Origin of the sequence: Lysinibacillus sp. NPDC056959 (genome assembly GCF_042674095.1) — a bacterium.
In the GTDB taxonomy this organism is placed as follows: domain Bacteria; phylum Bacillota; class Bacilli; order Bacillales_A; family Planococcaceae; genus Lysinibacillus; species Lysinibacillus zambalensis.
In genome coordinates, this window is sequence record NZ_JBHURE010000004.1 from 45,219 (window position 1) to 70,231 (window position 25,013).

The window sequence follows — 25,013 nt, forward strand, 5'->3', positions numbered from 1 at the left end:
TAACAAAAATATGTCATTATTTAGTGGTCAGACGACTGAACTTCGCTGTATTGTGACACATTCAGATGAATATTGTTAATATTAATCAATTTTTAGACTCGAAATTACAGTGAAATAACCTATTTTAGCTTGAAATAGGTTAATTTCGTAGTTATTTGCTAAAAAATGTGTACATGACTAAAATTTACATCATAGGAAATAGAAAGAATTTTTCCTAAACTTAAGTAAATGGGGGGTGCTCAAAATATATATAAAACCGTATGAATTATTATGAAAAATATCAAATAGGGAGGTAAATAGAATGAAAAGGAAATTAATTAAAGGATTAATGATAACATCCATTGTTGCAACAGGAGTTATTCCTGTACATACTTTTGCAACACCTATTGCTCAAGCAGAACTTCAAGAAGAGAACATGACTCTTTCTTCATCTTTAAGAAAATTAGGTGCACAATCTAAATTAATCCAAATGTATATAGACCAATCTTTAATGAACCCGAATGTACAGCTAGATGAAGTACCAGCTTTACATACAGATCAATTTCTAATAAAACAAGATATGAAAGAATGGACATCGGAACTCTACCCAAAGTTAATTTTAATTAATTCAAAAAGTAAAGGATTTGCTACTAAATTTAATAGCTATTATCCAACATTAAAAGATTATGTAGATAATAAGGAAGATAAGGAAGGTTTCCTTGATAGGCTGGAAGTCCTTCAAGAAATGGTTATGACAAACCAAGAAAATATTCAATATCAAATTAATGAATTAACAGATCTTCAATTACAGCTTGATAAAAAACTTAAAAATCTCGATACTGATGTGGCAAAAGCTCAGGAAGTACTTAGTTTAGAAGGTACAGGGAAAATAGACAAGCTAAAAGGCGAATTACTTGATACTAAAAAATCCATTCAAAATAATTTGCAAGAAATAGCGTTTCTACCAGGGGCTTTAAATGAACAAGGACTAAAAATATTCCAAGAAATCTATAGTCTATCAAAAGATATTATTGAACCAGCTGCTCAAACAGCGGCAGCAGCGTATAACAAAGGAAAAGAAATTAACAACGCTATTTTAGAAGCAGAGAAAAAAGCAGAGCAAGAAGCAAAAGATAAGGGTAAATCTGCTTTAGAGATTGAAGCTGCTAAAAAAGAAGCGCGGGAAGCAATTGAAAAAAATAATAAAGGTGAAATTGCAGCTGCAGCAGCTACAAAAGCGAAAGAGCATGACCTTATGAAAGTAATTGACTCAGAAAGAATCAAGAAAACATATAGTACCTTCGCTGAAGTAAATAATCTAAAGGCAGAACAACGAGCATATTTAGATGATTTAGAGCAGCAAAACCAAAAATTATATGATTTAACAACGAAACTATCGATAGCAGATTTACAAAAATCAATGCTTCTTCTTATGCAACATGATTTACATACATTTGCTAGTCAAGTGGATGTAGAACTTGACCAATTGAAACGCTATAAAGAAGATTTGAATTTAATAAAAAACAGTATCGCAAAATTAAGTACTGATGCTGAAACTGCTAACAATCTATCTCAAAAAGATACATTAAGACGATTAAAAAATGGTATTGGTCAACTTGAAGAACAAGTTCATAAATTTTGATAGTTTATCGAAAAATTAGGAGGGATTAGATTTGAAGAAATTTTCATATAAGGTGTTAACCGTGGCCACTTTGGCAACGGTTATAACTGCAACTAACAGTGGTCCTATTCAGGCGTTTGCGCAAGAACAGAGCTTTCAAGAACATAAAATTGGTAATTATTACACATTAGGACCTGAAGGACTGAAGAAAGCGTTAGCTGAAACTGGTTCTCATATTCTTGTAATGGATTTGTACGCAAAAACAATGATTAAACAACCAAATGTAAATCTATCAAATATTGATTTAGGTTCTGAAGGGGGAGAGTTAATCAAAAATATTCACCTTAATCAGGAACTGTCTCGAATCAATGCGAATTATTGGCTAGATACAGCGAAGCCAAAAATTCAAAAGACAGCACGTAATATTGTAAATTACGATGAACAATTTAATAATTACTACGACACATTAATAGACACTGTAAAAAAGAAAGATAAGGAAGGGCTAAAAGAAGGTATTGGTGATTTAATCAGTTCGATTGATACAAATTCAAAAGAAGTTACAGAAGTCATAAAGATGTTAGAAGCCTTCAAAACAAAGCTATATACAAATACTATAGATTTTAAAAATAATATTGGTGGTCCAGATGGGAAGGGTGGATTAACGGCAATATTAGCGGGCAAACAGGCATTGGTTCCACAACTTCAAGCTGAAATTGAGAATCTACGTTCCACTCAAAAAGCACATTTTGACAATGTACTAGCATGGTCAATTGGTGGTGGATTGGGAGCAGCAGTTTTAATTATTGGAACTATTGCAGGGGGGGTAGTAATTGTTGTGACTGGCGGAACAGCAACGCCACTTGTTGTCGGTGGCCTTACAGCTCTCGGTGCGGCTGGTATTGGTTTAGGAACAGCAGCTGGTGTTACAGCATCTAATCATATGAACTCCTACAACGAAATTTCCAATAAAATCGGGGAATTAACGATGAAAGCCGATTTCGCTAACCAAGCAGTTATTTCACTTACTAACGCCAAAGACACTTTGACATACCTATATCAAACAGTGGATCAAGCGATCATGTCTTTAACGAATATTCAACAACAATGGAATACAATGGGGGCAAATTATAAAGACTTATATGATAATATCGATCAAATGCAAGATCATAAGCTCTCTTTAATACCGGATGATTTAAAAGCGGCTAAACAAAGTTGGAATGATATTCATAAAGATGCGGAATTTATTGCAAAAGACATTGCTTTTAAACAAGAAGATAAAAATTGAAAATAAATTACATATAGGAGGAATATGAAATGAATAAAAAATCTCTTTACAAAGTACTCGCTGTATCAACGTTTTTAACTTTGACAACAACTTCTGTAGTCTCTCCAGTAGCAGCATTTGCAGAGACAAGTAAAATTGAGCAAACAAGCAATAGTGATACGTCTCTTTCAGCAAATGAAGTGAAGATGAAAGAAACTTTGCAAAAGGCGGGGCTTTTTGCAAAATCTATGAATGCTTATTCGTATATGTTAATTAAAAATCCAGATGTGAACTTTGAAGGGATTAAAATTAATGGATATCCGGATTTACCAGGTAAAATTGTACAAGATCAAAAGGATGCTAGAGCACACGCCCTTACATGGGATACAAAGGTAAAAAAACAGCTTATAGATACATTAACAGGTATTATTGAATACGATACAAAGTTTGAAAATTATTATGACATAATTGTAGATGCAATAAATACAGGAGATGGAGAGACGTTAATAGAAGGGATTACAGATTTACGAGAAGAGATTCAACTAAATCAAAAGTATGCTCAACAATTAATAGAAGAATTAACTAAATTAAGAAATGATATTGGACAAGATGTTAGAGCATTTGGCAGTAACAAAGAGCTTTTGCAGTCGATTTTAAAAAATCAAGGGGTTGCAGTTGAGGACGATCAAAAGCGCCTAAATGAAATTTTAGAATCAGTAAACTACTATAAGAAACTAGAGTCTGATGGAATAATAACAATATCTGTGCCTTCTATTCCTACGTGGATTGCTGGTGGTGTTATGCTGGGGATAGCGAGAGATCAATTAGGTCAATTAGAACCGTTATTAGCACAATTAAGACAGACAGTTGATTATAAAACAACATTAAATCGTGTAGTTGGTATTGCACATAGTAATATTAGTGAAATGTACAATGCACTTGATGATGCTATTAATGCCCTTACTTTTATGTCTACACAATGGAATGATTTAGACTCTCAATATTCAGGAGTATTGAGACATATCGAGAATGCATCTGATAAAGCAGAACAAAATAAATTCAAATTTTTACTACCTAATTTGAAATCAGCTAAAGACAGCTGGAAGACATTAAAAGTAGATGCAGACACATTAAAAGCAGGGATAAAAGAGTTGAAAATATAACCCGTTGTTACTCCTGCTAAATAATAAAATAAGAGGAAACAAAGGAGCGAGAAGTTAGTCACTTCTCGCTTGTTTTGCGTACTCACTTAAACATAACGTGATCTATATTAATAAATCTGATACTACCTGAACAATCAGCAAGAAAAAAATGATTGGTAATAAAATTTGAATCCATCTTGTTTTGATATAAGGGATGATCTTTAAACCTAAGAACGAGCCAACGATAGAGCCAATTGAAACAGGAATGGCGATTCCCCAGTTAACTATGCCCATAAAGTAGTAAAAGAGAAAGGCACCTGTACAACTTGAAAACGTAATCATTCTTGTTAACTCAACTGCTTTTATATACGTATATTGCTTTTTAAGGTGATAGGTTACATTCATTAGAGCTGAGCCTGGTCCAAAACCACCATCATATATTGAAACCGCAAATGGAATAAGTTTATTAATTGGTTGTTCCTCTGTCTCTTTAATATCCTTTACCATAAATTTATTACTGCAAAGCACGATGAAAAATGCGAAAATTAAGAAAATGCAAGCTACAATATTCATGATTTGTTCTGATAATCGAGTGGCTAAAAATGCGCCCAATACACCTCCCAAACTAGATATAATCATTAAAGATGCAAATTTTTTTATCGATAAATGACCTTTAATTATAAACGATACGACATTTGATAGAGCTGAAAGTCCTGTCGCGAATTTATTAACAGCTACGGTTGTATGAATCGGAATACCAATAAGTAACATTGCGGGTAACAAAACGAAGCCTGCAGCGCCGAAAAGAACACCAATGACTGCTGCGAGTAAGCCAATTGTAAATAAAATAAATCCATTTACTGAAAACCATTCCTGTAGTAAAATTTCCATCAAATCACCTCTACACCTAAATTACTGCTAAATAATACATAAAACAAATATATATAAATTGCTTACTCATAAAATAATTTTATGGATAGAGAGGAGTGAATAAAATGAATTTGCATGCATTAAGGATTTTTACGAATGTCGCAAAGCTTGGTGGAATTACTGCAGCGGCTAACAAAATGCTGCTTAGCCAACCAGCTGTCACAATTCAAATACGGAAATTAGAGAGCGAAATAGGGGCAAAATTAATTGAAGGAAAAGGACGTGGCATTCAATTAACGCCTGAGGGGAAGTTTTTGTATGAGCAGGGAATGCGTTTATTTTATTTAGAAGCACAAATTGATGAAAGACTCGGTAAATTTTTAGCGAAAGAAGAAAAAATACATATTGCTTCTTCCTATATACCAATAAACTATATACTCCCGTCGATTATAGCAGCGTATAAGCTTACTAATCCTCACATTGAATTTTTTGTGTCGCTAGGTAATGTAAAATCTGTGGAAGAGCAAGTTCTTAATTATGAAGTAGATTTTGGTTTTGTCGTGCAAAATAAAATGGGTCACCCTGATTTACAGTTTGAAAAAATAGTAGATATCCCGTTTTGGTTTGTTGTGCACCCATCACATTCTTTGGCAAATCAAACTGTCTCCATTTATGAATTATCGAATGAGGACTTTATTTATCGGGAACGTGGTAGCTCGACGCTTGATTTATTGGAGTCAGTTTTTTATACGTATAACTGTCCTTTACCTAAATTAGGACTTCAAATGCAAGGCTTACATGAATCGATTAAAGTAGTGGAAGCAGGGTACGGTATGACTTTAGCACCGTCCTACAGTGTAACTGAAAGTATATCAAATGGAAAACTGGCTAGGGTGTATATAGAACGTGCAAATATTCAGCAAAGTTTATTTATATGTACACGTAAATCAGATATAGAAGGGCATCCATTTATTCAGTATTTAAAAGAGAATTTAAACGCTGTAAATTAACCTATTTAAAAGAAATAGAACCAAAATCGGGAACTAGTATTAGAATGCGTATTCCCGATTTTTTTTCATAGAATTTCTCTTCTTTTTAATTTCCATTCCTTGTCATAATAATATATAGTAATTGTACTCAAACACAGTGAGTAAATTAATTCTTTAATAATAAGGAGGATAATATGGGGAGATTAGTTCATTTTGAAATTCATGTAAGTGACATGGAACGAGCAAAGAAATTTTATGGAGAGGTATTCGGATGGTCATTTCAAGATTGGAGTGATTATGCAGGAATGCCTTACTTTGGAGCGGTGACTGGTAATGCGGACGAACCAGGAATCGATGGGGCTTTAATGCAACGTCAAAGTGCTTCTCCGGAATCCAATCAAGCTTTAAATGGATTTGCTTGTACAATGGGTGTGGAAAATTACGATGTAACGGAAGCTAAAATTATTGAGAATGGCGGCACAGTTGCAATGCCGAAATATGCTCTTCCTGGAATGGCATGGCAGGGATACTATATTGATACTGAGGGCAATATATTCGGTATTCATCAGCCTGACAAAAATGCGAAATAGAACCATTATAATTTAAAATTATGTTTTTAAATATAGGTTCTCTGCATCTTTATTATCCAAATATAATTAACACAGAACGCTTGGTACTAGAAACCAAGCGTTTTTTTGTTACTTCCCAGGTATTTTTAATGATGATTGGCAGAAAAACAGACGCGGAAATGATAGAAGTAACCTTATATATGCTGATGCTCAGCAATTGTTTTTAAAAAACATTCCATTGAATTTGTCATATATGCATCTTTTCGTCGAATAAAGACGGTTGAAATAGTACCGTATTTTTTAGGAATAGGATGACAATAAACCTTGCCTGTAGTAGAAAGATGTTCAGCGGCTGATTGTGGTACAAGTGTAACGCCAAGACCGATGGCAACACTGTTTAAAATTGTCTCTAAAATATTAAATTCCATAATTCTCTTTGGCAATAAACCCTCATCTTTGAGCCAGAGTTCTAGCTTGGATCGATAGCCGCAACCTTGATTAGAAACAAGGATAGGTGTAGTCATAAATTCTTCTATGCGAAAGGATTTGTTTTGTGAGATGAGAACGAGATTCTCGGTAAATACATCATATTGTTCTAAAGCTGGATGTTTAATCGGCCCGGTTATAAATGCACCATCTAATTGATGATCCGCTACTTCTTTAATAAGTTCCTCAGTTAAACCAGCTTGTAGTGTTAAGTCGACATTCGGATATCCTTTATAGTAGGACGCTAGAATGGTAGGTAATATACTTACTGTTTCGACTGTACCGATTTTTAAAGTACCAGTCGGTGTATCACTATCTAAAAATACTTGTTTCATTTCCTCGACATCCTGCAAAATTTTATTAACGTAAGCAAGCATTTTTCGCCCTTCTGGATTTAATGTCATCCCTTTTTTATGGCGATAAAATAGCGGCGTATTGAGCTCCTTTTCTAATAGCTTAATACGTGCAGTTACATTGGATTGTACATAATTTAATTCTTTTGCAGCATGGCTAACACTCCCGTTATTTGCGACGCTTTTGAAAATCTGTAAATCTCGTAGTTCCATCGAGCTTTCCCCCTTAAAAACTATCATTATAAATGATAGTTAATATCACTTTCAATCATTTTACGTGATGTAATTTCTTTTTTATAATTCTCATTGTGCAATAGAAGAACTCAGTCTAAAAGCGCCACGTCCTGTGGCATTTACTGAGTGACAAACATTGTGAGGACCAAAGCATAAAGCCGATTCCGGACGCAATGATGACGACGCATAATTGATAGGGTTATATAGAAATGAGGAAAAACAGTGAGAAGAAATCAAATAATAGTAGGCGTGATCGCATGTTTAATTGCCAGTATTTCATGGGGAGCCATGTTTCCAGTAGCCGATCATGCACTTGAATATATAAATCCGCTCTATTTTTCAACTATTCGATATGGAGCGGTATCGATAGTATTAGTCTTTTTATTATGGATGAAAGAAGGGAAGAAAGCATTTCGTTTAGAGGGGAAAGGTAAATTACTCGTCTTTTTTGGGACGATGGCATTTACAGTTTACAACGTGCTTGTTTTCTTAGGACAAATGTTAATGGGGAAATCCGGTGTTATGGTAGCGTCGATTATGGAAGCACTCATGCCGATGATTTCGATTGCTATTCTATGGGGCTATAAACATGTGAAACCGAAGAAGTATATGATTAGTAGTATGATCATTGCTTTTGTTGGGGCTATTTTTGTTATTACAAAAGGCGATATGGGTTTCTTTATTACACTAAAACATAATCTAGTTTCGCTCGCATTCATTTTAATTGGTGTTATAGGGTGGGTCATCTATACAATGGGCGGTCAAACATTTAATGATTGGTCTACGCTGCGCTATTCTACATTAACATGTGTATTTGGCACAGCTGTAACAGGTATCATCACAATGATTATGACGATACAAGGGGTTGTATCAGTCCCAAGTACGGAAACGATTTTTGCTATTAAATATGATTTATTGTTTATGATGACACTACCAGGCATTGTGGCATTGCTTAGTTGGAATTACGGTGTGAAAATTCTATCATCCATAAATGGGATTTTATTTATTAATTTCGTTCCAATAACTACATTGGTCATTATGATGATACAAGGATACAATGTAACAATCTTTGATATAGTAGGGACCTTACTTGTTATTTCTGCTCTTATTTGGAATAACATCTGTCAGCGTAGAGAAGAAAACACGAGTCCGCAGGTTATGCATGAGGAAGAAGAATTACGGCAGGCTGTTTAATATTCAATGTGAAGGATTTTTTATTTTCTTTGTTTGTACGTAATTTTTTATTTGCACAAGTCTAGTAAAACAATTTATTTAAGAGAGCATGTTTTTATTAATTGAAAAAACATGCTCTCTCTTTATTAGATCTGTACATAGAATCTCTAAAATGCAGATATACGATATAGGCTTATTTCTGATTAATTTCTTAACAACAATATATTATTTCCTCAATGGACAGTTTTTACAATATGGAATATCAGCTTTTGTATTTACTTGATAGTATCGGCAACACGTTTTTCGAACAGTTACTTCACTCCATGTCTCTTTTCGCTGAAGAAAAGTTTGTAAAGGATTTTGTTTCATCCCTAACCAATTCGTTTCAGCACAAGTAAGTTCATTAAAAAGCTCATTTAATTCATTTAAAGAATATTCATCTTCATTTTTGCGAAGAGTGGCAAGTAGCCTTACAGCGATATTTTCCCATAAAATCTTTGAGGAAATTCTACATTCCTTGCTAATAATAGTAATCATTGGTGTTAAATTTTGAGCAAAAAGGCGTTTTTTCCAACAGTCTTCAAAAAGTTCTGTTGAGTTTTCTTCAATTAGCAATTTAAAGGATGTTACATCAAATCGAGCTGTAGACCACCAATCAATTCTTTTCTTTTGCAGTCCATAATAGTCAAGACTCGAAGCTGCTACTAACACTGCATAACGTTTTAAAAATAAAGAACCTGCTACAGGTAAGGAAGAAGTATTTAAGTAATTTCCATACTGTTTAATGATTGGTAGTAAAGTATCTTTATTCAATAATTGATGTAAAGGAACACCTTGAGGTGAGGGGTGCTTTTCCACGCCATAAGGCTCTAAATTCATTTTATATACCTTCCTTTTCCTTTCGGGATACATAATGGAGTTCCAAAAAAAGGATCCTCCGATACAGCTACTTCCATACCGAATACTTCTTGAACCATTTCTGCTGTTACAATATCCTCTGGAGGGCCTTGTACAGCCACTGTTTGACGATGAACTGCAACTAAATGGTCTGCATAGCGGCAAGCAAGATTTAAATCATGCAGAACCATAACAATTGTTCGGTGTTCTAAGCGATTTAATTCAAACAAAAAATCTAATACTTCAATTTGATGAGTCATATCTAAATAAGTAGTAGGTTCATCTAATAATAAAATAGGTGTTTCTTGTGCTAATGTCATGGCAATCCATGCACGCTGGCGTTGCCCCCCAGATAACGAATCTACTGCACGGTCCTTATGTAGTTGGAGCTGTGTAGCGACTATTGCTCTTTCCACAATATTTTCATCGTCTTCTGACCACTGTTGAAACCAACGCTGGTGAGGATAACGCCCTTGTTTGACTAATTGATGTACTGTGATACCTTCAGGTGCTAAGGGACCTTGAGGTAATATCGCTAATTGCTTTGCTATTTCTTTAGAAGATAAAGATTGAATCTTTTGTTCATCTATTAATATATCGCCTTCGTGTGGTTTCAATAAACGAGCAAGGGAGCGTAAAAGTGTTGATTTTCCGCTCCCATTCGAACCGACAAGAACAGTAATTTTACCTGCTGGAATTTGAAAGCTTAAATCTTGAATTACTTGATAGTCACCGTACTGTAATGATAAATTTTGAGTCTGTAATCCGAGCATGTTTTTTCCTCCTATCGATGCCGATTCTGAAATAATAAATAGATAAAGAAGGGAGCTCCTATTGCAGCAGTAAATACACCTGCTGGAATATCAAGTGGTAAGAATAAGGATCGTGCCACTAAATCTGCTAACATAACAATAAATGCTCCAATAAGTGCCGTTATCGGAACAAGCCCAATAAAGGATTTACCAACTAATCTTCTTGCAATATGAGGCGCCATGAGTCCAACAAATTCAATACCACCTGCAAATGCTGCTGCTGTTCCCGCAAATACTACACTGCACATTAAAAATAAAAAGCGTTGCCTTTGGACATTAATCCCCATACTAGTAGAAATATCATCGCCTAACTCTGTTACATTTAAACTTCTTCCCCAGATTAATAGAACTGGTAAAGGGATGAGAAGCCATAGACTCATCGCCAATACATCGCTCATATTTGCCCCATATAAACTACCTGTTAACCATATATAAGCTTTAGTTGTAGTAGCTGTTTCACTTAAGACAAGAAAAAATGTAACGCTAGCTTTCAAAATAGCAGATATACCAATACCAATTAATACAAGTCGAATAGGGGTAACTCCGTTATTCCAAGAAATGATGTAAATCACTATTGCTGCACAAAGCCCTCCGATAATTGCAGCAAGCGGCAAGAACTTCATACTGACTATACCGGTTCCTAAAATAATAAATAATACAGCACCTAACGAAGCTCCACTTGTGATCCCAATAATGTCTGGAGAAGCTAATGGATTACGCACTAGATTTTGCAAAATAAGACCCGCTATACCTAATGAAGCACCTACTAACATTGCTAATAACACTCGTGGTAATCGCAGCGTCTCTACTACATAACTATGTTGGTCAATATATCCTGTCAATTGTAAAAATACATCTGTAATGGGAATCCAGTTACTTCCTATTGATAAACTTAATACAAATAATGTTCCGATCGTCAAAAAACAGACTAACAAAATAAGTAACCATCTAAGTGACAATCGAAAAGATACTTTTCCATTCAATAGTCGAAATGTCCAATGACTCATTGTTTAGACACCCCTTTTCTAGCTAAATAAATAAAGAATGGACCACCAATGAATGCTGTCATTACACCAATAGGAACTTCTTGAGGAGCAATTACAAATCGTGCCACTACATCTGCTGTTAAGAGAAGTGCTGCACCAATAAGTGCTCCATATGGTATCATCCAACGATAATCCATACCAACAAGACCTTTTGCTATATGAGGCACAATAAGTCCGATAAATCCAACAGATCCGGCAATTGCAACAGAGCCACCTGCTAGAATAATAATGAGTACGCCCATTACCACTTTAAGTAAACCTACATTTTGCCCAAGACTTTTCGCAACATCATCTCCGGTACTAAAAATGTTCATCGCTTTTCCTATAAGTAAGCTAATTATTAATGCTAGAAGGAAATATGGTAATACTGGTAATAACATGTCCAAATCTCTTCCAGCAACAGAACCTGCTATCCAAAATAGAACTGTTTGAATAGATTGCTCATCTATGACAAGTAACCCCTGTGTTAAAGATATAAATAATGCTGATAAAGCAGTACCTGCTAAAATTACTTTTATAGGTGTCATACCGTCTCTACCCATACTGCTTAAGAAGAATACAATTACACCAGCAATGGTAGCCCCTAAAAATGCAAACCACATATAGTGCATTAACGATTGAACATTAAGCCAAGTAATAGCTAGTACAATGAAAAAAATAGCTCCTGCATTGACACCAACTAAGTCTGGAGCGGCTAAAGGATTACGGGTTAACGTTTGGACAAATATACCGGCAATTGCTAGATTCATACCAATTACTAAAGCAATAATTGCTCTTGTTAAACGTGACGTACCTATAATCATATGATTCGTATTGTCCGGGTTATAATTCGTAATCGCTTCCCATGTTGTCGAGAATGGGATGGTCGTTTGTCCAAGTGCAAGGCTAGCGAAAAACAAAGCTACTACTATTCCTAAGAGTACAATCAATCCTAGTGTTCTTGAGAAAGTTGCTTGTAACATCATGACTCCTCTTCTTTCAAAGAAAAAAGGGAAGCTAATTGCGTTCCCTTTGTTTCATACTATTTTTTAAGCTTAAAATGCTCATAAAGGTTATCTAACATTAGGTTAGCTGCTTGTAAACCACCACCAAAATTCCAAATGATTTCATCGACTGTATACACTTGATTATTTTTCACAGCGTCTAAGTTTTTGTATAAAGGATGTGCTGTCCATTCTTCATTTGTCTTTTTAACTGCTGCATTATCCTCCATGAATTGGAAAATAACATCAGCGTTCATTTGAGGAATACCTTCTTTATCTGTTAATTTTACAATTTCTAAATTCTCACCTTTTAAATCTTTTGGCCCTTTAAAGCCTAATTCATTTAAAACTGAACCAGCAAAGCCTGTCACATAAATACGAGCGTGGTCTTCACGGTAGTTTAATACAGCTGTACTTAATGGCCAGTTCTCAGTAGAGGCTACTTTAGTTTTAAAGTCTGCCACGCGTGCCTCCCAATCTCCAATCAATGATTTTGCTTGTTCTTCTTGACCTAAAGCTTGACCAATTACTGTAGCTGTTTCTTTGAAATCATAAAGAGTAGTATTTACAACAGTTGGCGCAATTTGTGATAGCTGCTCATAAATTTCCTCATGACGGATTTGAGTCGCAATAATTAAATCTGGCTTTAGCGCTGCAATTTCCTCTAAATTTGGTTGTGTTTCTTGACCAACAAATTTTACATCCTTTAAGTCATCTTTTATGTAATCATACATTGGTGTTTGAGCCCAAGATTCTACTACTCCAACTGGTGTAACACCGAATTCTAAAATTGTATCTGTTGCACCTTGATAAAGAGTCACAATACGCTTTGGTGTTCCTTCAATTGTCGTTGTACCAAGTGCGTGTTTAATTTCACGGCTCGTTGACTGTTCTTCGGTTTTTTTCTTCGTTGACTCTTTCTCTTTGTTGTCCGATGCTTTATCTCCACAAGCTGCTAATACAAATAGAGCTGCAAATATAGTGAAGAATAGTAGTAAATTCTTTTTATTCATCATGTCGACTCCTTGTAATTAAGAATGATTTTCAATTTCAATTAGGATTGTAATATATTTAATATTTAAAAACAAGGAAAATTTTCACTACTATAATTATTTTTATTTATACATGGATACACTCGTTAATTCATTGCATTATTAGAAAATGAACTTTAAGATATTATTGATAATCATTTTCAATTAAAAAAGGAGAGTGTAAATTGACAACAAAAAGACATCTTATAATTGGGATGCATTTAGCGGTGAATGGTGAAGGCAAAAAAGGTGCGTTAATTGATGAACATATTGCATTTGCAAAGCGTGCTGAGGCAGCGAAGTTAGATTTTGTATTTAAGGCAGATTATTTAATAGCGCATCCAGAATTAATAGCTAAAATGAAAGGAACAGTAGGGCTAGATCCAAGTTTTTTAATGGCGACGGTGGCAAGAGAAACTAAACAAATTGGTTTGGTAACAACAGTTTCAACATCATTTAATCCACCTTATATTATTGCGCGCCAATTACAATCCTTGAATTGGATTAGTGAAGGGCGTTTAGGTTGGAACCTAGTAACATCAATTGATGGAGCATCTAATTTTAGCAACGAGTTGATGCCTTCGTCAGAGGAGCGTTATGCAAAGGCAACAGAATGTAAGGATGTTGTCCAGCGACTATGGCATAGCAACCCTTATGAAATATTAGAGGTAGATGGAGATTTAGAGAAAATTAAAGAGCTTGTGAAGCCAATTAACCATGATGGTGAGTATTTTCATGTAAAGGGACCATTAAATATACCTATGCAGCCAGCAGGTGATATTCCTCTATTCCAAGCAGGGGCATCGGATACAGGCCGTCAATTTGCGGCAGCAGTTTCAAATGCTATTTTTGCTGCCACTCCAGATATAGAAGTAGGTATTGAATTACGCAATGACTTGCGCAAGCGAGCTGTTGAGTTAGGGCGTTCAGCAGATGACATACGTTTATTACCAGGATTGTATTTCTTTATTGGTGATACATATGAGGAGGCATTAGAAATGCACCGTAAAGCACATGAGCATTTAACAATTGAGCGTCGCTATATTGCCCTAGAATCCGTAATTGGAATGGATATTCGTCATTTAGCTCTAATGGATTGCGTAACAGCAAATATGTTGCCGCCTGAAAATCAAAAAGTACGTAGTAAAACGCATGCACATCTCGTGCGCCGATATATTATAGAAAATGAGCCGACTGTTGAAGAATTATTAGAACGCCCAGAGGTAATTGGCTCTGCACATCTTGTAGCAATTGGTACGCCACAAGATATTGTGAATCAAATTGTGAATTTTTATGAAAAAGGAGCAATGGATGGCTTTATAGCTGTGCCAGGTGGTCCTGCAAAATCTTTAGATTTATTCTTTAGCGATGTTATTCCGAACTTAGTAGAACGTGGTTTATTCCGAGCTGATTATGAAGGTAGCACATTGCGTTCACACTTAGGATTAGATGTATAATGAACGATCGAAACAACCGAAAATAGAAAAGAAAAGGGCAAGGTGGTGTGAATAAACACGTTTTGTCCTTTTCTATTATTTTTACCAAATTTCGTTTGATACTCTCTAATAGATGTATCGCATTGAACACAATTTTTGTTATAGTGTTTGAAAAACTAGAGAAAGGGGAAGTGCGTTATTATGATGGGAATTTTAGATTTAGAACGATTAACAAATTTATCAAATGAACAGTGTGAAATTATTTTAGGTGTGGCCAAAAACCTTCAAATAATAGCTGACCTTTCTCAAGCGGATATTTTTATCAACTGTCTTTTAGAAGAAGATAACGCTTCTTTAATTGTAGCTGAGGTAAAGCCTACTACTATCGCATCTTTATATAAAAAAAGTTTGCTAGGGAAAATAGCATTTGAAGAAATGGAGCCAGGTGTATTATTTAGTTTGAAAACCGGGAAACCAGTATTTGGATCAAGAGGAATTACGGAAGAGCGTGGAGTCATGCAACAAGATATTGTTCCTATAAAAGACCTGTATGGGGAGACCATCGCGGTATTAATAAAAGAAAGAGATATTTCACAGGTAGTGCAGAACGAAAGAAATATAGAGCAGCTTATGAAAGCGACTAATAGCGAAGACAAGCAAGGTGTCTTTCAAGCTATTGTCGTTCAGGAAATTCATCATCGCGTTAAAAATAATTTACAGGTTATTTCTAGTTTATTGAGATTACAAATGCAACGCACTCACTCGGAAGAAATAGCTGAGGTATTTCACGATAGTATATCTCGTATATCTAGTATGGCTTTAGTGCATGATTATTTGGCCCAGCGTGGAATTGAGGAAGTAGATATTAAACTTTTAATACAACAAATTTCTACTTTGTTAGTGTCCTCGTCTATTATTCCAGATCAACATATTGCTGTGTCTGTAGAAGGAGAGTCGATATTCTGTCCTTCAGATAAAGCAACAGCTGTAGCACTGATTGTTAATGAGTTAGTTCAAAATAGCATTAAGCATGCTTTTCCTTCAAGAAATTACGGGGAAATTGTTATTAATTTGAGACAACGAAAGCAAATGGCTACGATTACAGTAATGGATGATGGATGTGGAATTGGTAATCCTTTTTCGATAGGCAATCTGTCATCTTTAGGATTACAACTTGTAGAAATGTTAGTTGAAGAGAAGCTACAAGGCGTTTTTTCATTCCCTATTTCTGAGAAAGGGACAAAAGTTTCAATAACCTTTCCGATTGTATCTAACGAGGTTTAATAAAACTAAATGTCACTAAGATCACAGAAGTTGATATTGTTTTCGAACTATTTACAAAATATTTGCTAGTAGTGTAGAATGAACTAAAATAATAGCTAAGGCAAAGGCGCCTTTCACGCCCGAAGAAAATTTTCTTCAGGGATATGTGGAAGCGCTTTTTTTTGTTTGATTGCAATCTTTAACATAATAAAAAGGGGTGTTAAATGATGAAATTGTCTTGCGTAGTAAAGGGAACTCATTATACATTTTCGTCGGTAAAGGAGGTACTTGCAAAAGCTAGTGAAGCAAAATCCGGGGATGTGATGGCTCGTGTAGCAGCAGAATCATCACTTGAGCGTATGGCAGCAAAAGTAGTACTTAGCGAGATGCAGCTGAAAGAAATTTATGAGAATCCGGTTATTCCATATGAAATCGATGAAGTAACACGCTTGATTTATGATGATATTAGCGACACGATTTACAAAGATATTCAAAATTGGACAGTCGGTGAACTAAGAAATTATATTCTGGCATCCGATACAGGTATAGATCAGTTATTGAAACTTTCAAGAGGACTAACAAGTGAAATGATTTCAGCAGTTGCTAAACTAATGTCAAGCATTGATCTTATTCTTGCTTCACAGAAAATGAAATATCAAGCACATTGTAATACGACAATTGGAGAGCCTGGTCGCTTAGCTTTTCGTTGTCAGCCCAACCATCCAAATGATGTCCCGGAAGGCATTTTGTATTCAATAAAAGAAGGATTATCCTATGGAGCAGGTGATGCAGTCATTGGTATCAATCCGAATGTGGATACAATTGAATCCGTCAAAAAACTTTTGACACTTTCGCATGAATTTATTGAGAAATGGCAAATTCCAACTCAAAATTGTGTATTAGCCCATATAACAACACAAATGGAGGCTTTAAAACAGGGGGCGCCTATCGCACTAATGTTTCAAAGTTTAGCAGGTACACAAAAAGGGAATGAAGCGTTCGGTATATCTACAAAAATTCTTGATGAGGGCTATGAGATGATGGCTCGATATGGTACATCTGCTGGCCCAAACTTTATGTATTTTGAAACAGGACAAGGTTCGGAAGTATCTTTAAATGCTGATTTTGGGGTAGATATGCAGACGCTTGAATCAAGAAGTTACGGTTATGCACGTCACTGGAAGCCTTTCATGGTGAATACTGTTTCAGGCTTTATTGGACCGGAGACACTTTATGATGGCCGCCAATTAATTAGAGCGGATCTCGAAGATGGATTTATGGGGAAATTGCATGGCTTGCCAATGGGTATTGCTCCAACTTACACAAATCATATGGATGCCGATCAAAATGATCAGGAAGTTGCCGGTATCATAACGGCAGTTGCAGGTGCAAATTTTTATATGGGAGTACCAGGTGGAGATGATGTCATGCTGAATTATCAAGATACAAGCTATCACGATGATGCTAGTTTGCGTGAGATTCTAGGATTACGACCACTTCGAGAATTCGAAAAATGGTTGGAGAATATGGGCCTAATGGAAAATGGAAAGTTGACAAAACGAGCAGGAGACTTATCAATTTTTGATTGAGGAGGGGAGATCAAAATGGATATTCAAGAAATTCAAGATATTGTTCAAAGAGTAGTAGAAGAAGTACAGAAAAATATGAATTCGCCCAAAAACGATACCGCTCAAAATAAAGAAGAAGTCATACATTTTCCAGAAGGACGTATAAAAGGGATTGACAACCCGCATAACGCCGCATCTATTGAACGAGCACAGAGCATTACACCTGCTCGTATAGGTATTGGTCGAACTGGCACTCGAATGTTGACGACAAGTTATTTGAAATTTTTAATTGACCATGCAGCCGCACAGGATGCTGTATTAAGAGATGTCAGTGATGATTTTCTTCAAAAGATGGGTTTACACAAGCTGGAAACAAAAGCTAATGATATGAAATCTTACTTAATGGATTTAGATGCTGGCCGAAAGCTATCAGATGAATCTATAAAGTATCTTGAACAAAATGGGGATAAAGGAAAAAATGTTCAAATTATTGTTTGTGATGGATTGAGCTCCTCGGCAGTAGAAGCCAATGTAGCTGATTTACTACCTGCTTTAATACAAGGATTAAAATTAAAAAATATAAGCGTCGCAAAACCATTTTTTATTAAGCGAGGGCGTGTGTGGGTGCAAGACGAAGTGGCTGCTATTGTTAATTGTGACCTTGTTATTTCGTTAATTGGCGAAAGGCCAGGTCTAAATACAGATGAAAGCCTGAGTGCTTACATGATTTATCGGCCGACTGAAAAAACAGTTGAAGCCGATCGGACGGTCATTTCAAATATTCATAAAGATGGACTAACTTCACTTGAAGCGGGTGCTTATTTATCAGATTTAATCGAACAAATGCTTTTAGCTAAGTGCACAGGCGTTTCTTTTGCGCAACAAAGGAATATCAACATATAGAAAACTTCCTGCAAGAAAGGTTGTGGTGTGATGAAAAAACGGATTCTAATTGCTGAGGACGAACCAATTATCAGGATGGACTTAAAAATGTTGCTTCGGAAAAACGGTTATGAGGTAGTCGGGGAAGCAGGAAATGGTGATCGAGCGATCGAGCTCGCTTTTAAATTGAAGCCGGATCTTGTGTTAATGGATATAGAAATGCCAAAATTAAATGGGTTAAAAGCAAGCGAAGTTATAGGCCGGCAGTTAGATATACCAGTGTTGTTGATTACTGCATATAGTCAAAAAGAATTTATAGAGAAGTCTAGGCAAGATAATATTATGGGCTATTTAGTGAAACCCGTTACTGAAGGTAGCTTAATTCCCGCAATGATGATTGCACTTCAACAAGCTAAGAGGACACAAACATTAAAACAATCTTTACACCTAACACAAGCAAAAATTCAAAAGCGAAAGATGATTGAACGAACAAAAGGGCAACTTGAAGGATAAGGTTTTTAATAAAACGCTGAAGTAAAGCAAGTAGTAACAAACTTAATCTCACTTTAACTAGAATGGTTAAATCTTTCTAGTTAAAGTGAGATTTTTATATTCAAAAATAAATACATGTCATTGTGGGAGAGTACTCGAATGTATGAAGTTTCTCTCTACAAAAAATTACATAACTTTATGGGAATTAATAATGCAGGTAGGTACAAACCCTAATGATACCTAAGTTGAAGTTTAGTAGAATAATATGAAACTAATTATAAATCTCAGTCGTATAAAAAAATAAGGAGCTTCTGGATAGAAAAATCTACGATGAATATAAAAACAATATTTATAAAGGGAAGTGTGTTATGCAATTCGAAGGTGCAATGTTAGAATATCGTTTGCAAAAAGGTAAAGACAAGTTTGAACCAATCTATTATTATACTAATATTGACTTGCCGCAAATCTTAACAAGAAGAGAATGTGAATTTTTTATTAAAGAAGGTAAGACTTATAAACAATTGTCTTCTGCTATTGAAGGTGAGTTATTCGTGATTTATGTAGAGTTGTATGAAGAAACACCAATGGAAATGCAAGAGCTCTTATGTGAAGGTATTAAACTTGAAATTCGTGAATTAAATACCTATAAAAATCATCCGCTTATCACATTTGAATATATGGCGAATCATTTAGATATTTTAAGCATGATCGGCAGTATATATACATATATCGAAGACAAGGAGTGGGAGCGTGACTCAGCTGAAATTGATGAAGATCGAGGTGTGTATGTTTTATATGTTACGCCAACAGGATATACGCTTGCAACATAGGAAGGTGGATTTTTAACATGAAGAAAACAAAGAAGATGATGACAGGAGCATTAGCAGCTGCGGCTTTGGTAACGTTAACTGCTTGTGGAGAGGAAAGGGGATATGCAGAGCCAACAGGGACGGATTGTGATGATTGGGATTGGGATAAGGAAACGGGTACGTATTATTGCGATGATAATGATTCAACTTATGCGCGTAGTTACTACCATGGTGGGAAATATTATGGAACAAAAACATCATTACAAAAAAGTGCTGACTATAAAACATATGTATCGAAGTACAAATCAGGAATAGGCAGTGGTTCAAAAGGCGGTTTTGGAGGGTAAAGATGAACCGATTTCGAGAAAATCGACAACAATTTTTTAGCCAAATAAAGGATTTTTGGCATGACATCTATGGGATGGAATATGCTCTATTTGATATTAAGAGAGAAAGTTCAGAAACGATTAATAGGATTCGCCAAGCAACTGACCAGATAGGCCATATTTTTTATAAGTCGGCTACTTTGTTGCGTATGGTAGATGATGAGACACTTTTGCGTCTTGGATTTCCCACTGAAACTCACTCTTTCATTCGTTTGCAAACACTTCCAGTAGAAAGTGTCATTGCTCGTTTAGATTTAGTAGTGACCGATGAACAAGTAAAATTGCTTGAAATAAACGCAGATACACCTACATTTATAAAGGAATCTTTTTTTGTGAATGGAAAAGTGTGTGAACAATTTAAGATGCAAAATCCAAACGAAGGCTGCGAAGACCAGTTAAAACAAGCAATTTTGAAAGCTGTAACGTTGTCGTTTCGTACGAGGAGAAAATATGAAGGTAGCAATATTGTTTTCGCAGCACACTCGGAACATGAAGAAGATAAATTGACAACAATGTATTTAAAGGAACTCTCTGGATTAAAAAGTCAGTATATGGACTTTAATCACTTACAACTTGTCGATGAGCCAATTTTAGAAAATGAAGAAGTTGTCCTACCACAAGGTCTTTATGATAGAAGCGGAGAAAAAATCCATGTTTTATATCGACAGACGTATCCTATTGAACATTTGATATATGATGAAGATCCAATAACGAAGGAAAAAGTTGGTCAATCGTTAATGAAGCTAGTGGAACAAAAAGACTTAGCCATTGTGAATCCTCCTTCTGCTTTTTTACTACAATCTAAGGCAATAATGGCGCTCATTTGGGGGCTACATGAGGAAGAACATTCATTTTTTACACCTGAAGAGCATAACGCAATACATAAATATTTTTTACCAACTTATCTAGATCCAGATGTTTTTTTGCAACAAGGACAAAGTTTTGTAAAAAAGCCTTCATTTGGTCGCGAAGGAGACACTGTCGAGATTTTTTCAAATACAGGTAAAAAAATTGCGGAAGATATTCATAAAACATATAAAGATGAACTTCCTGTTTATCAACAATTTATAGAGCTACCACAAACTATGATTCAAACAGAACAAGGTCCAAAACGAGCGCATTATATGTATGGTTGCTTTTATATTAATGGTAAAGCAAGTGCAATAGGTATTCGCGCAGGGGGACAAATTACAGATAACGGATCTTATTTTCTACCAATAGGATATTAGAAAATTGTAAGATTTTAAGAGAGTAAAGTGAAACAAACTGAAGCACGATAAAAGGAGTGTGTATTGGAATGGGATATTTCTCATTAGATAGTTTTTTTAATTTTTTATTATATACAGGGACAGGGTTAATTCTCATTTTGATTGGTATTGTTGCATTTGCTTTTACAACAAAATTTTCAGAGTGGAACTTAATTAAAGAAGGCAATATAGCCGTTGCATTAAAGCTATGGGGAAAAGTGATTGGATTAGGCATCACATTATATACAGTATGGTCTTCAAGTGTTCATATACTTGATGCTTTTATTTGGGGGTTAATCGGAATTGCTACACAAGTGGTTGTGTATTTGATTATTGAATACGTGTTAACACCAAAAACAAGCTTGGAGAAAAAAGTGGAAGAAGGAAATACTGCAGTAGGCTTCAGCTTATTTGCAGTGGGTATTACGGTAGGATTAATTATAGCAGGAAGTTTATCGTATTAATAAAGTATAGTTGATAACACTATAATAATACATTAAAGGGAGCATGTTTTTTTATGAATGAAAAGACATGCTCTCTTTATATTTAATGTTCACATCTGACGGGCCTAGTCGGACGGAAATCAACGACACGTTATGGTGATGAGTAGAAATATAGAAGGGATAATTCCCTGTATGCCGAAATAAACAAAAGTACAAATAGAGAGCAATAATTCTATATAATTGTACAATTTAACGATGACTACCATCTTATGAGGAGTGATGTAGTATGTATATAAAAAACAGGTTGTTTTATCAGTAGGGGAATACTTATTTAGTAGAGAGTTCGTGATCATGGATTTCTCTACTACTAGAGGAGGAATCTGAAGGTTGATTAGTTTAAGATCAATTGATCAAAGTAATTGGGAAGCTTGTATTCAACTGAAGCCTAAGCAAGAACAGGAAGGGTTTATTGCCTCGAATCTGTATTCAATTGCGGAAAGTAAATTTTCACCATACATGAAGATTAATGCAATCTATTTTGAAGAAATACTTATCGGTTTTGCAATGTACGGGATTGATTCGGATGATAGAAACTATTGGGTGTATAGATTTATGATTGATGAGCAATTTCAAGGGCGTGGATATGGCAAGAGCGCAATGAAATTGATTATTGAAGACATCCGGAGTAGAAATGATCGCACTGACGTCATCTGGCTCGGGTATCAGCCGGACAACGAGCAAGCAAGAAAACTATATGCCAGTGTGGGTTTTAAAGAGTCAGGAATGGCACCTTGGGGAGAAATGCTAGCAAAATATAGTTTTCATTAGAATGACTAAATGAATATAAATATTGCGTATCTAATGTTTATGTGGGATGTTCTTAAAGTCTATAAATGGCTTTAAGAACATCCTTTTTGCTCCCATGTCGCAATAGCTTGAATTATAACTATAAATCTATGTCATCAGAAAAAAAGCAGCATTTTACACAAACTAAAATGCTACTTGAAGAAAGGAAAACTATTCTGTTTTCTTTTGTTTGGATACAGGAACAGAGCGATTTAACTTCTTTCAGCGGGTGTCCAAACATCCGCTGAAATAGAGGAACTCAGGCTAAGAACTTCACATCCTGTGAAAATGCCTGAGTGACCGACATCGTGTCGGCCTAAAGCCTCCGGCGGATGTCAAGGAATCGGAAAGGAGTTCAATATAGGATGTTAGCCTAAGATCATCGCATCCATGCGATAACGGCTAACTGACCTGCATCGGTAAAAACGCCACGTCCTGTGGCATTACCGAAATGACCGACATCGTGTCGGCCCTCGTGCAGGCCTAAGCACAAAGCCGATTCTGGACGCAATTATGCCGAGGCATAATTGATAATACTATTGGCTACCATGCCCATCATGATAATGATCATACCGATTAAAGATACTCCAACAGGCCAAGAACCGTTTAAAAAAAGCATTTCACCAAGAACAGTAAATACCATTGTTCCAGCTTGTGTTGCCTCCACAGCCCCTAACAAAGAAAGGTTATTTTTCGCTAAGTCAGTAGCGAAGAAAAATGTCATTGTGGCGATAACACCCGAACATAATGCTAATAAGAATCCTTGCATGATTTGCCCAGATGTTGGTATGCCAGTTGCAGTCCAACCATAAATCGCTAATATAATACTGACAGGAAGACTACCAATTGCCATGCCTAACACGCGTTGAAATGTATCTAAGCGACCATCAACGATTTCCATCATTTTTCGATTACCGAAAGGATATAAGAATGCTGCGATGACGACAGGGAGGAAGCCGGTTAAAAATTGAGAAACAGAAATATCCCCAGCTTCTGTTAATTGCATACAAATGACACCTGTTAAAATAAATAAGGAAACGAGTAAGCTTCGCATAGGAATTTTACCGCGAACTCGTTTAACTCCTGACTTTGTCTCCAATGTAATAAAAAATAATGGAGATAATAACAAACCAGCTAAAATGGTTATTTGCCATGTACCTGCTACGAGCCATGCGGGACTAAATACAGCAGCATAGCTTAATAATGAATAAAATCCAACCCCTGCTATTGTGCCATAGCCAATCCATGCTAAAGGATGTTTACGCATTTCTACCCATAGTGGACGAAGGTTTTTGCGAAATAGGACGATAAAGAATAAAATGGGTAAAGCGAATAAAAATCGGAAGGAAGCAGTCCAAGCCCAGCTTGTTCCTGATACGTTCATAACTCGATTTATAATAAATGTAGCTGAAAAAAACGCAGATGATAAAATACCTAATAAGATAGCACGCATTTCGTTCGCTCCTTTCTAAATATATATTATAATATAATTATTTAGATGAAAAGTAAATTATGATATACCGAAAGTGGGGTTTGTATGAAAGAACAAGAGGATATGCAAACAAAAGAAGTAATTCTGCAAGTTGGTCAACTGTTACGACAAATAAGGAATGAACAGAAATTAAGTTTAGAAGAGTTAGCGAAAAAAACGGGTGTTAGTAAATTAACATTAGGAAAAATCGAAAGAGGAGAAACGAATCCTACATTAGGCGTCATTTGGAAGATTACAAAAGGATTATCTATTCCGTTATCACGGCTTATGGTTATTGAAGATATAGTAAATGTCGTACGCTTCGGAGAAGGATTTATTATAGAAGAAAATCAAATGTGGCGATTAGAGACTATATTTCGTTACAAAAAAGAAACAGGATTGGAAATGCATCGTGCTTGTTTGCAACCGAATAGCATATATGAGGCAGAACCTCATCATGAAGGAGCTATCGAATATGTAACAGTAATGAAAGGGGAAATTTCGATTCAAGTTGGACAAGAAATATATGCATTAAACGAATTTGATTCGATCCAATTTGAAGCAAATAGAAAGCATAGCTATGAAAACACAGGAGATGAAATTGCCGTTCTCCATTTAACAATGAAATATTTATCTTGAAATAAGAGCTGGCAGAGGTAGAATCAATAATTGTAGTTGATGGTAGTTTAACTTTATAATATTTCAATAAGCAAAATCCCGA

General features: G+C 35.5%; 25 protein-coding genes. 17 read left to right on the forward strand and 8 right to left on the reverse strand.

Going from position 1 to position 25,013, the window contains the following annotated elements:
* Positions 1-301: 301 nt before the first annotated feature.
* The 3 genes from hblC to hblA are packed head-to-tail and all read left to right on the forward strand — an operon-like array spanning position 302 to position 4,027.
* On the forward strand, positions 302-1,621 hold the full coding sequence (gene hblC, locus ACFTQ7_RS06405; protein WP_386827792.1) for a hemolysin BL lytic component L2: 1,320 nt from the start codon (positions 302-304) through the stop codon (positions 1,619-1,621).
* Between the two features lie 31 nt (positions 1,622-1,652).
* A complete protein-coding gene (hblD, locus tag ACFTQ7_RS06410) occupies positions 1,653-2,885 on the forward strand; it encodes a hemolysin BL lytic component L1 (RefSeq protein ID WP_386827793.1) in 1,233 nt (410 codons plus the stop codon).
* 29 nt (positions 2,886-2,914) lie between these two features.
* On the forward strand, positions 2,915-4,027 hold the full coding sequence (hblA, locus tag ACFTQ7_RS06415; RefSeq protein WP_386827794.1) for a hemolysin BL binding component B: 1,113 nt from the start codon (positions 2,915-2,917) through the stop codon (positions 4,025-4,027).
* Positions 4,028-4,129: 102 nt separating this feature from the next.
* Here the strand turns inward: hblA and ACFTQ7_RS06420 are convergent, their stop codons facing one another.
* Entirely contained in the window at positions 4,130-4,897 is a 768-nt protein-coding gene (locus ACFTQ7_RS06420) for a sulfite exporter TauE/SafE family protein (protein ID WP_386827795.1), read from the reverse strand.
* A gap of 104 nt (positions 4,898-5,001) precedes the next feature.
* Here ACFTQ7_RS06420 and ACFTQ7_RS06425 point away from each other — a divergent pair, with 104 nt between their 5' ends.
* Both ACFTQ7_RS06425 and ACFTQ7_RS06430 read left to right on the forward strand, forming a co-directional pair.
* Complete coding sequence (locus ACFTQ7_RS06425) at positions 5,002-5,886, forward strand: LysR substrate-binding domain-containing protein (protein ID WP_386827796.1); 885 nt, start codon at positions 5,002-5,004, stop codon at positions 5,884-5,886.
* A gap of 173 nt (positions 5,887-6,059) precedes the next feature.
* A complete protein-coding gene (locus ACFTQ7_RS06430; protein ID WP_349661122.1) occupies positions 6,060-6,455 on the forward strand; it encodes a VOC family protein in 396 nt (131 codons plus the stop codon).
* A 173-nt stretch (positions 6,456-6,628) separates the two neighbouring features.
* On the opposite strand, the gene ACFTQ7_RS06435 is transcribed toward ACFTQ7_RS06430, so the two are convergent.
* Complete coding sequence (locus tag ACFTQ7_RS06435; RefSeq protein ID WP_386827797.1) at positions 6,629-7,486, reverse strand: LysR family transcriptional regulator; 858 nt, start codon at positions 7,484-7,486, stop codon at positions 6,629-6,631.
* A 243-nt stretch (positions 7,487-7,729) separates the two neighbouring features.
* Here ACFTQ7_RS06435 and ACFTQ7_RS06440 point away from each other — a divergent pair, with 243 nt between their 5' ends.
* Positions 7,730-8,701, forward strand: coding sequence for a DMT family transporter (locus ACFTQ7_RS06440; protein ID WP_386827798.1), 972 nt, complete (start codon positions 7,730-7,732; stop codon positions 8,699-8,701).
* A 204-nt stretch (positions 8,702-8,905) separates the two neighbouring features.
* On the opposite strand, the gene ACFTQ7_RS06445 is transcribed toward ACFTQ7_RS06440, so the two are convergent.
* From ACFTQ7_RS06445 to ACFTQ7_RS06465, 5 genes are read right to left on the reverse strand one after another with little or no spacing between them, the layout of a single operon-like run.
* Positions 8,906-9,559 carry an IucA/IucC family C-terminal-domain containing protein gene (locus ACFTQ7_RS06445; RefSeq protein ID WP_386827799.1) on the reverse strand — a complete coding sequence of 218 codons (654 nt, stop codon included), beginning with the start codon at positions 9,557-9,559 and terminating at the stop codon, positions 8,906-8,908.
* On the reverse strand, positions 9,556-10,350 hold the full coding sequence (locus ACFTQ7_RS06450) for an ABC transporter ATP-binding protein (protein WP_386827800.1): 795 nt from the start codon (positions 10,348-10,350) through the stop codon (positions 9,556-9,558). Before ACFTQ7_RS06450 ends, ACFTQ7_RS06445 begins: the two co-directional genes overlap by 4 nt.
* 11 nt (positions 10,351-10,361) lie before the next feature.
* Positions 10,362-11,396: a FecCD family ABC transporter permease gene (locus ACFTQ7_RS06455; RefSeq protein WP_386827801.1), complete on the reverse strand. Its 1,035-nt coding sequence runs from the start codon at positions 11,394-11,396 to the stop codon at positions 10,362-10,364.
* Positions 11,393-12,397 carry a FecCD family ABC transporter permease gene (locus tag ACFTQ7_RS06460; protein WP_386827802.1) on the reverse strand — a complete coding sequence of 335 codons (1,005 nt, stop codon included), beginning with the start codon at positions 12,395-12,397 and terminating at the stop codon, positions 11,393-11,395. The genes ACFTQ7_RS06455 and ACFTQ7_RS06460 overlap by 4 nt, the downstream gene beginning before the upstream one ends.
* A 59-nt stretch (positions 12,398-12,456) precedes the next feature.
* Positions 12,457-13,431, reverse strand: coding sequence for an ABC transporter substrate-binding protein (locus ACFTQ7_RS06465; protein ID WP_386827803.1), 975 nt, complete (start codon positions 13,429-13,431; stop codon positions 12,457-12,459).
* 203 nt (positions 13,432-13,634) lie between these two features.
* Here ACFTQ7_RS06465 and ACFTQ7_RS06470 point away from each other — a divergent pair, with 203 nt between their 5' ends.
* The 10 genes from ACFTQ7_RS06470 to ACFTQ7_RS06515 all read left to right on the forward strand — a co-directional run bounded on the left by ACFTQ7_RS06470 (position 13,635) and on the right by ACFTQ7_RS06515 (position 22,803).
* A complete protein-coding gene (locus tag ACFTQ7_RS06470; RefSeq protein ID WP_386827804.1) occupies positions 13,635-14,906 on the forward strand; it encodes an NtaA/DmoA family FMN-dependent monooxygenase in 1,272 nt (423 codons plus the stop codon).
* 180 nt (positions 14,907-15,086) lie between these two features.
* Entirely contained in the window at positions 15,087-16,169 is a 1,083-nt protein-coding gene (locus ACFTQ7_RS06475; RefSeq protein WP_386827805.1) for a sensor histidine kinase, read from the forward strand.
* Between the two features lie 206 nt (positions 16,170-16,375).
* A complete protein-coding gene (locus ACFTQ7_RS06480) occupies positions 16,376-17,737 on the forward strand; it encodes an ethanolamine ammonia-lyase subunit EutB (protein WP_386828008.1) in 1,362 nt (453 codons plus the stop codon).
* Between the two features lie 15 nt (positions 17,738-17,752).
* Positions 17,753-18,619, forward strand: coding sequence for an ethanolamine ammonia-lyase subunit EutC (gene eutC / locus ACFTQ7_RS06485; protein ID WP_386827806.1), 867 nt, complete (start codon positions 17,753-17,755; stop codon positions 18,617-18,619).
* A gap of 30 nt (positions 18,620-18,649) precedes the next feature.
* A complete protein-coding gene (locus ACFTQ7_RS06490; RefSeq protein ID WP_386827807.1) occupies positions 18,650-19,111 on the forward strand; it encodes an ANTAR domain-containing response regulator in 462 nt (153 codons plus the stop codon).
* A 347-nt stretch (positions 19,112-19,458) separates the two neighbouring features.
* Complete coding sequence (locus tag ACFTQ7_RS06495) at positions 19,459-19,920, forward strand: hypothetical protein (protein ID WP_386827808.1); 462 nt, start codon at positions 19,459-19,461, stop codon at positions 19,918-19,920.
* A 17-nt stretch (positions 19,921-19,937) separates the two neighbouring features.
* A complete protein-coding gene (locus ACFTQ7_RS06500) occupies positions 19,938-20,246 on the forward strand; it encodes a hypothetical protein (RefSeq protein ID WP_386827809.1) in 309 nt (102 codons plus the stop codon).
* Positions 20,247-20,248: 2 nt separating this feature from the next.
* Positions 20,249-21,514 carry a glutathionylspermidine synthase family protein gene (locus ACFTQ7_RS06505; protein WP_386827810.1) on the forward strand — a complete coding sequence of 422 codons (1,266 nt, stop codon included), beginning with the start codon at positions 20,249-20,251 and terminating at the stop codon, positions 21,512-21,514.
* Between the two features lie 68 nt (positions 21,515-21,582).
* Positions 21,583-21,996 (forward strand): DUF350 domain-containing protein, encoded by a 414-nt coding sequence (locus tag ACFTQ7_RS06510; protein WP_386827811.1) that lies wholly within the window; start codon positions 21,583-21,585, stop codon positions 21,994-21,996.
* A 366-nt stretch (positions 21,997-22,362) separates the two neighbouring features.
* Positions 22,363-22,803: a GNAT family N-acetyltransferase gene (locus ACFTQ7_RS06515; RefSeq protein WP_386827812.1), complete on the forward strand. Its 441-nt coding sequence runs from the start codon at positions 22,363-22,365 to the stop codon at positions 22,801-22,803.
* Positions 22,804-23,332: 529 nt separating this feature from the next.
* On the opposite strand, the gene ACFTQ7_RS06520 is transcribed toward ACFTQ7_RS06515, so the two are convergent.
* Positions 23,333-24,274: a DMT family transporter gene (locus ACFTQ7_RS06520; RefSeq protein ID WP_386827813.1), complete on the reverse strand. Its 942-nt coding sequence runs from the start codon at positions 24,272-24,274 to the stop codon at positions 23,333-23,335.
* A gap of 84 nt (positions 24,275-24,358) precedes the next feature.
* Between ACFTQ7_RS06520 and ACFTQ7_RS06525 the strand changes: the two genes are divergently transcribed.
* Positions 24,359-24,931 (forward strand): helix-turn-helix domain-containing protein, encoded by a 573-nt coding sequence (locus tag ACFTQ7_RS06525; RefSeq protein ID WP_386827814.1) that lies wholly within the window; start codon positions 24,359-24,361, stop codon positions 24,929-24,931.
* Positions 24,932-25,013: the final 82 nt, after the last annotated feature.

What these genes read in the sequence shown, in the direction of transcription:
- hblC (WP_386827792.1), top strand. Translation starts at nt 302, where the DNA reads ATGAAAAGGAAATTAATTAAAGGATTAATGATAACATCCATTGTTGCA.
- hblA (WP_386827794.1), top strand. Translation starts at nt 2,915, where the DNA reads ATGAATAAAAAATCTCTTTACAAAGTACTCGCTGTATCAACGTTTTTA.
- ACFTQ7_RS06420 (WP_386827795.1), bottom strand. Translation starts at nt 4,897, where the DNA reads ATGGAAATTTTACTACAGGAATGGTTTTCAGTAAATGGATTTATTTTA.
- ACFTQ7_RS06425 (WP_386827796.1), top strand. Translation starts at nt 5,002, where the DNA reads ATGAATTTGCATGCATTAAGGATTTTTACGAATGTCGCAAAGCTTGGT.
- ACFTQ7_RS06430 (WP_349661122.1), top strand. Translation starts at nt 6,060, where the DNA reads ATGGGGAGATTAGTTCATTTTGAAATTCATGTAAGTGACATGGAACGA.
- ACFTQ7_RS06435 (WP_386827797.1), bottom strand. Translation starts at nt 7,486, where the DNA reads ATGGAACTACGAGATTTACAGATTTTCAAAAGCGTCGCAAATAACGGG.
- ACFTQ7_RS06445 (WP_386827799.1), bottom strand. Translation starts at nt 9,559, where the DNA reads ATGAATTTAGAGCCTTATGGCGTGGAAAAGCACCCCTCACCTCAAGGT.
- ACFTQ7_RS06450 (WP_386827800.1), bottom strand. Translation starts at nt 10,350, where the DNA reads ATGCTCGGATTACAGACTCAAAATTTATCATTACAGTACGGTGACTAT.
- ACFTQ7_RS06455 (WP_386827801.1), bottom strand. Translation starts at nt 11,396, where the DNA reads ATGAGTCATTGGACATTTCGACTATTGAATGGAAAAGTATCTTTTCGA.
- ACFTQ7_RS06460 (WP_386827802.1), bottom strand. Translation starts at nt 12,397, where the DNA reads ATGTTACAAGCAACTTTCTCAAGAACACTAGGATTGATTGTACTCTTA.
- ACFTQ7_RS06465 (WP_386827803.1), bottom strand. Translation starts at nt 13,431, where the DNA reads ATGAATAAAAAGAATTTACTACTATTCTTCACTATATTTGCAGCTCTA.
- ACFTQ7_RS06475 (WP_386827805.1), top strand. Translation starts at nt 15,087, where the DNA reads ATGATGGGAATTTTAGATTTAGAACGATTAACAAATTTATCAAATGAA.
- ACFTQ7_RS06480 (WP_386828008.1), top strand. Translation starts at nt 16,376, where the DNA reads ATGAAATTGTCTTGCGTAGTAAAGGGAACTCATTATACATTTTCGTCG.
- eutC (WP_386827806.1), top strand. Translation starts at nt 17,753, where the DNA reads ATGGATATTCAAGAAATTCAAGATATTGTTCAAAGAGTAGTAGAAGAA.
- ACFTQ7_RS06490 (WP_386827807.1), top strand. Translation starts at nt 18,650, where the DNA reads ATGAAAAAACGGATTCTAATTGCTGAGGACGAACCAATTATCAGGATG.
- ACFTQ7_RS06495 (WP_386827808.1), top strand. Translation starts at nt 19,459, where the DNA reads ATGCAATTCGAAGGTGCAATGTTAGAATATCGTTTGCAAAAAGGTAAA.
- ACFTQ7_RS06500 (WP_386827809.1), top strand. Translation starts at nt 19,938, where the DNA reads ATGAAGAAAACAAAGAAGATGATGACAGGAGCATTAGCAGCTGCGGCT.
- ACFTQ7_RS06505 (WP_386827810.1), top strand. Translation starts at nt 20,249, where the DNA reads ATGAACCGATTTCGAGAAAATCGACAACAATTTTTTAGCCAAATAAAG.
- ACFTQ7_RS06510 (WP_386827811.1), top strand. Translation starts at nt 21,583, where the DNA reads ATGGGATATTTCTCATTAGATAGTTTTTTTAATTTTTTATTATATACA.
- ACFTQ7_RS06520 (WP_386827813.1), bottom strand. Translation starts at nt 24,274, where the DNA reads ATGCGTGCTATCTTATTAGGTATTTTATCATCTGCGTTTTTTTCAGCT.
- ACFTQ7_RS06525 (WP_386827814.1), top strand. Translation starts at nt 24,359, where the DNA reads ATGAAAGAACAAGAGGATATGCAAACAAAAGAAGTAATTCTGCAAGTT.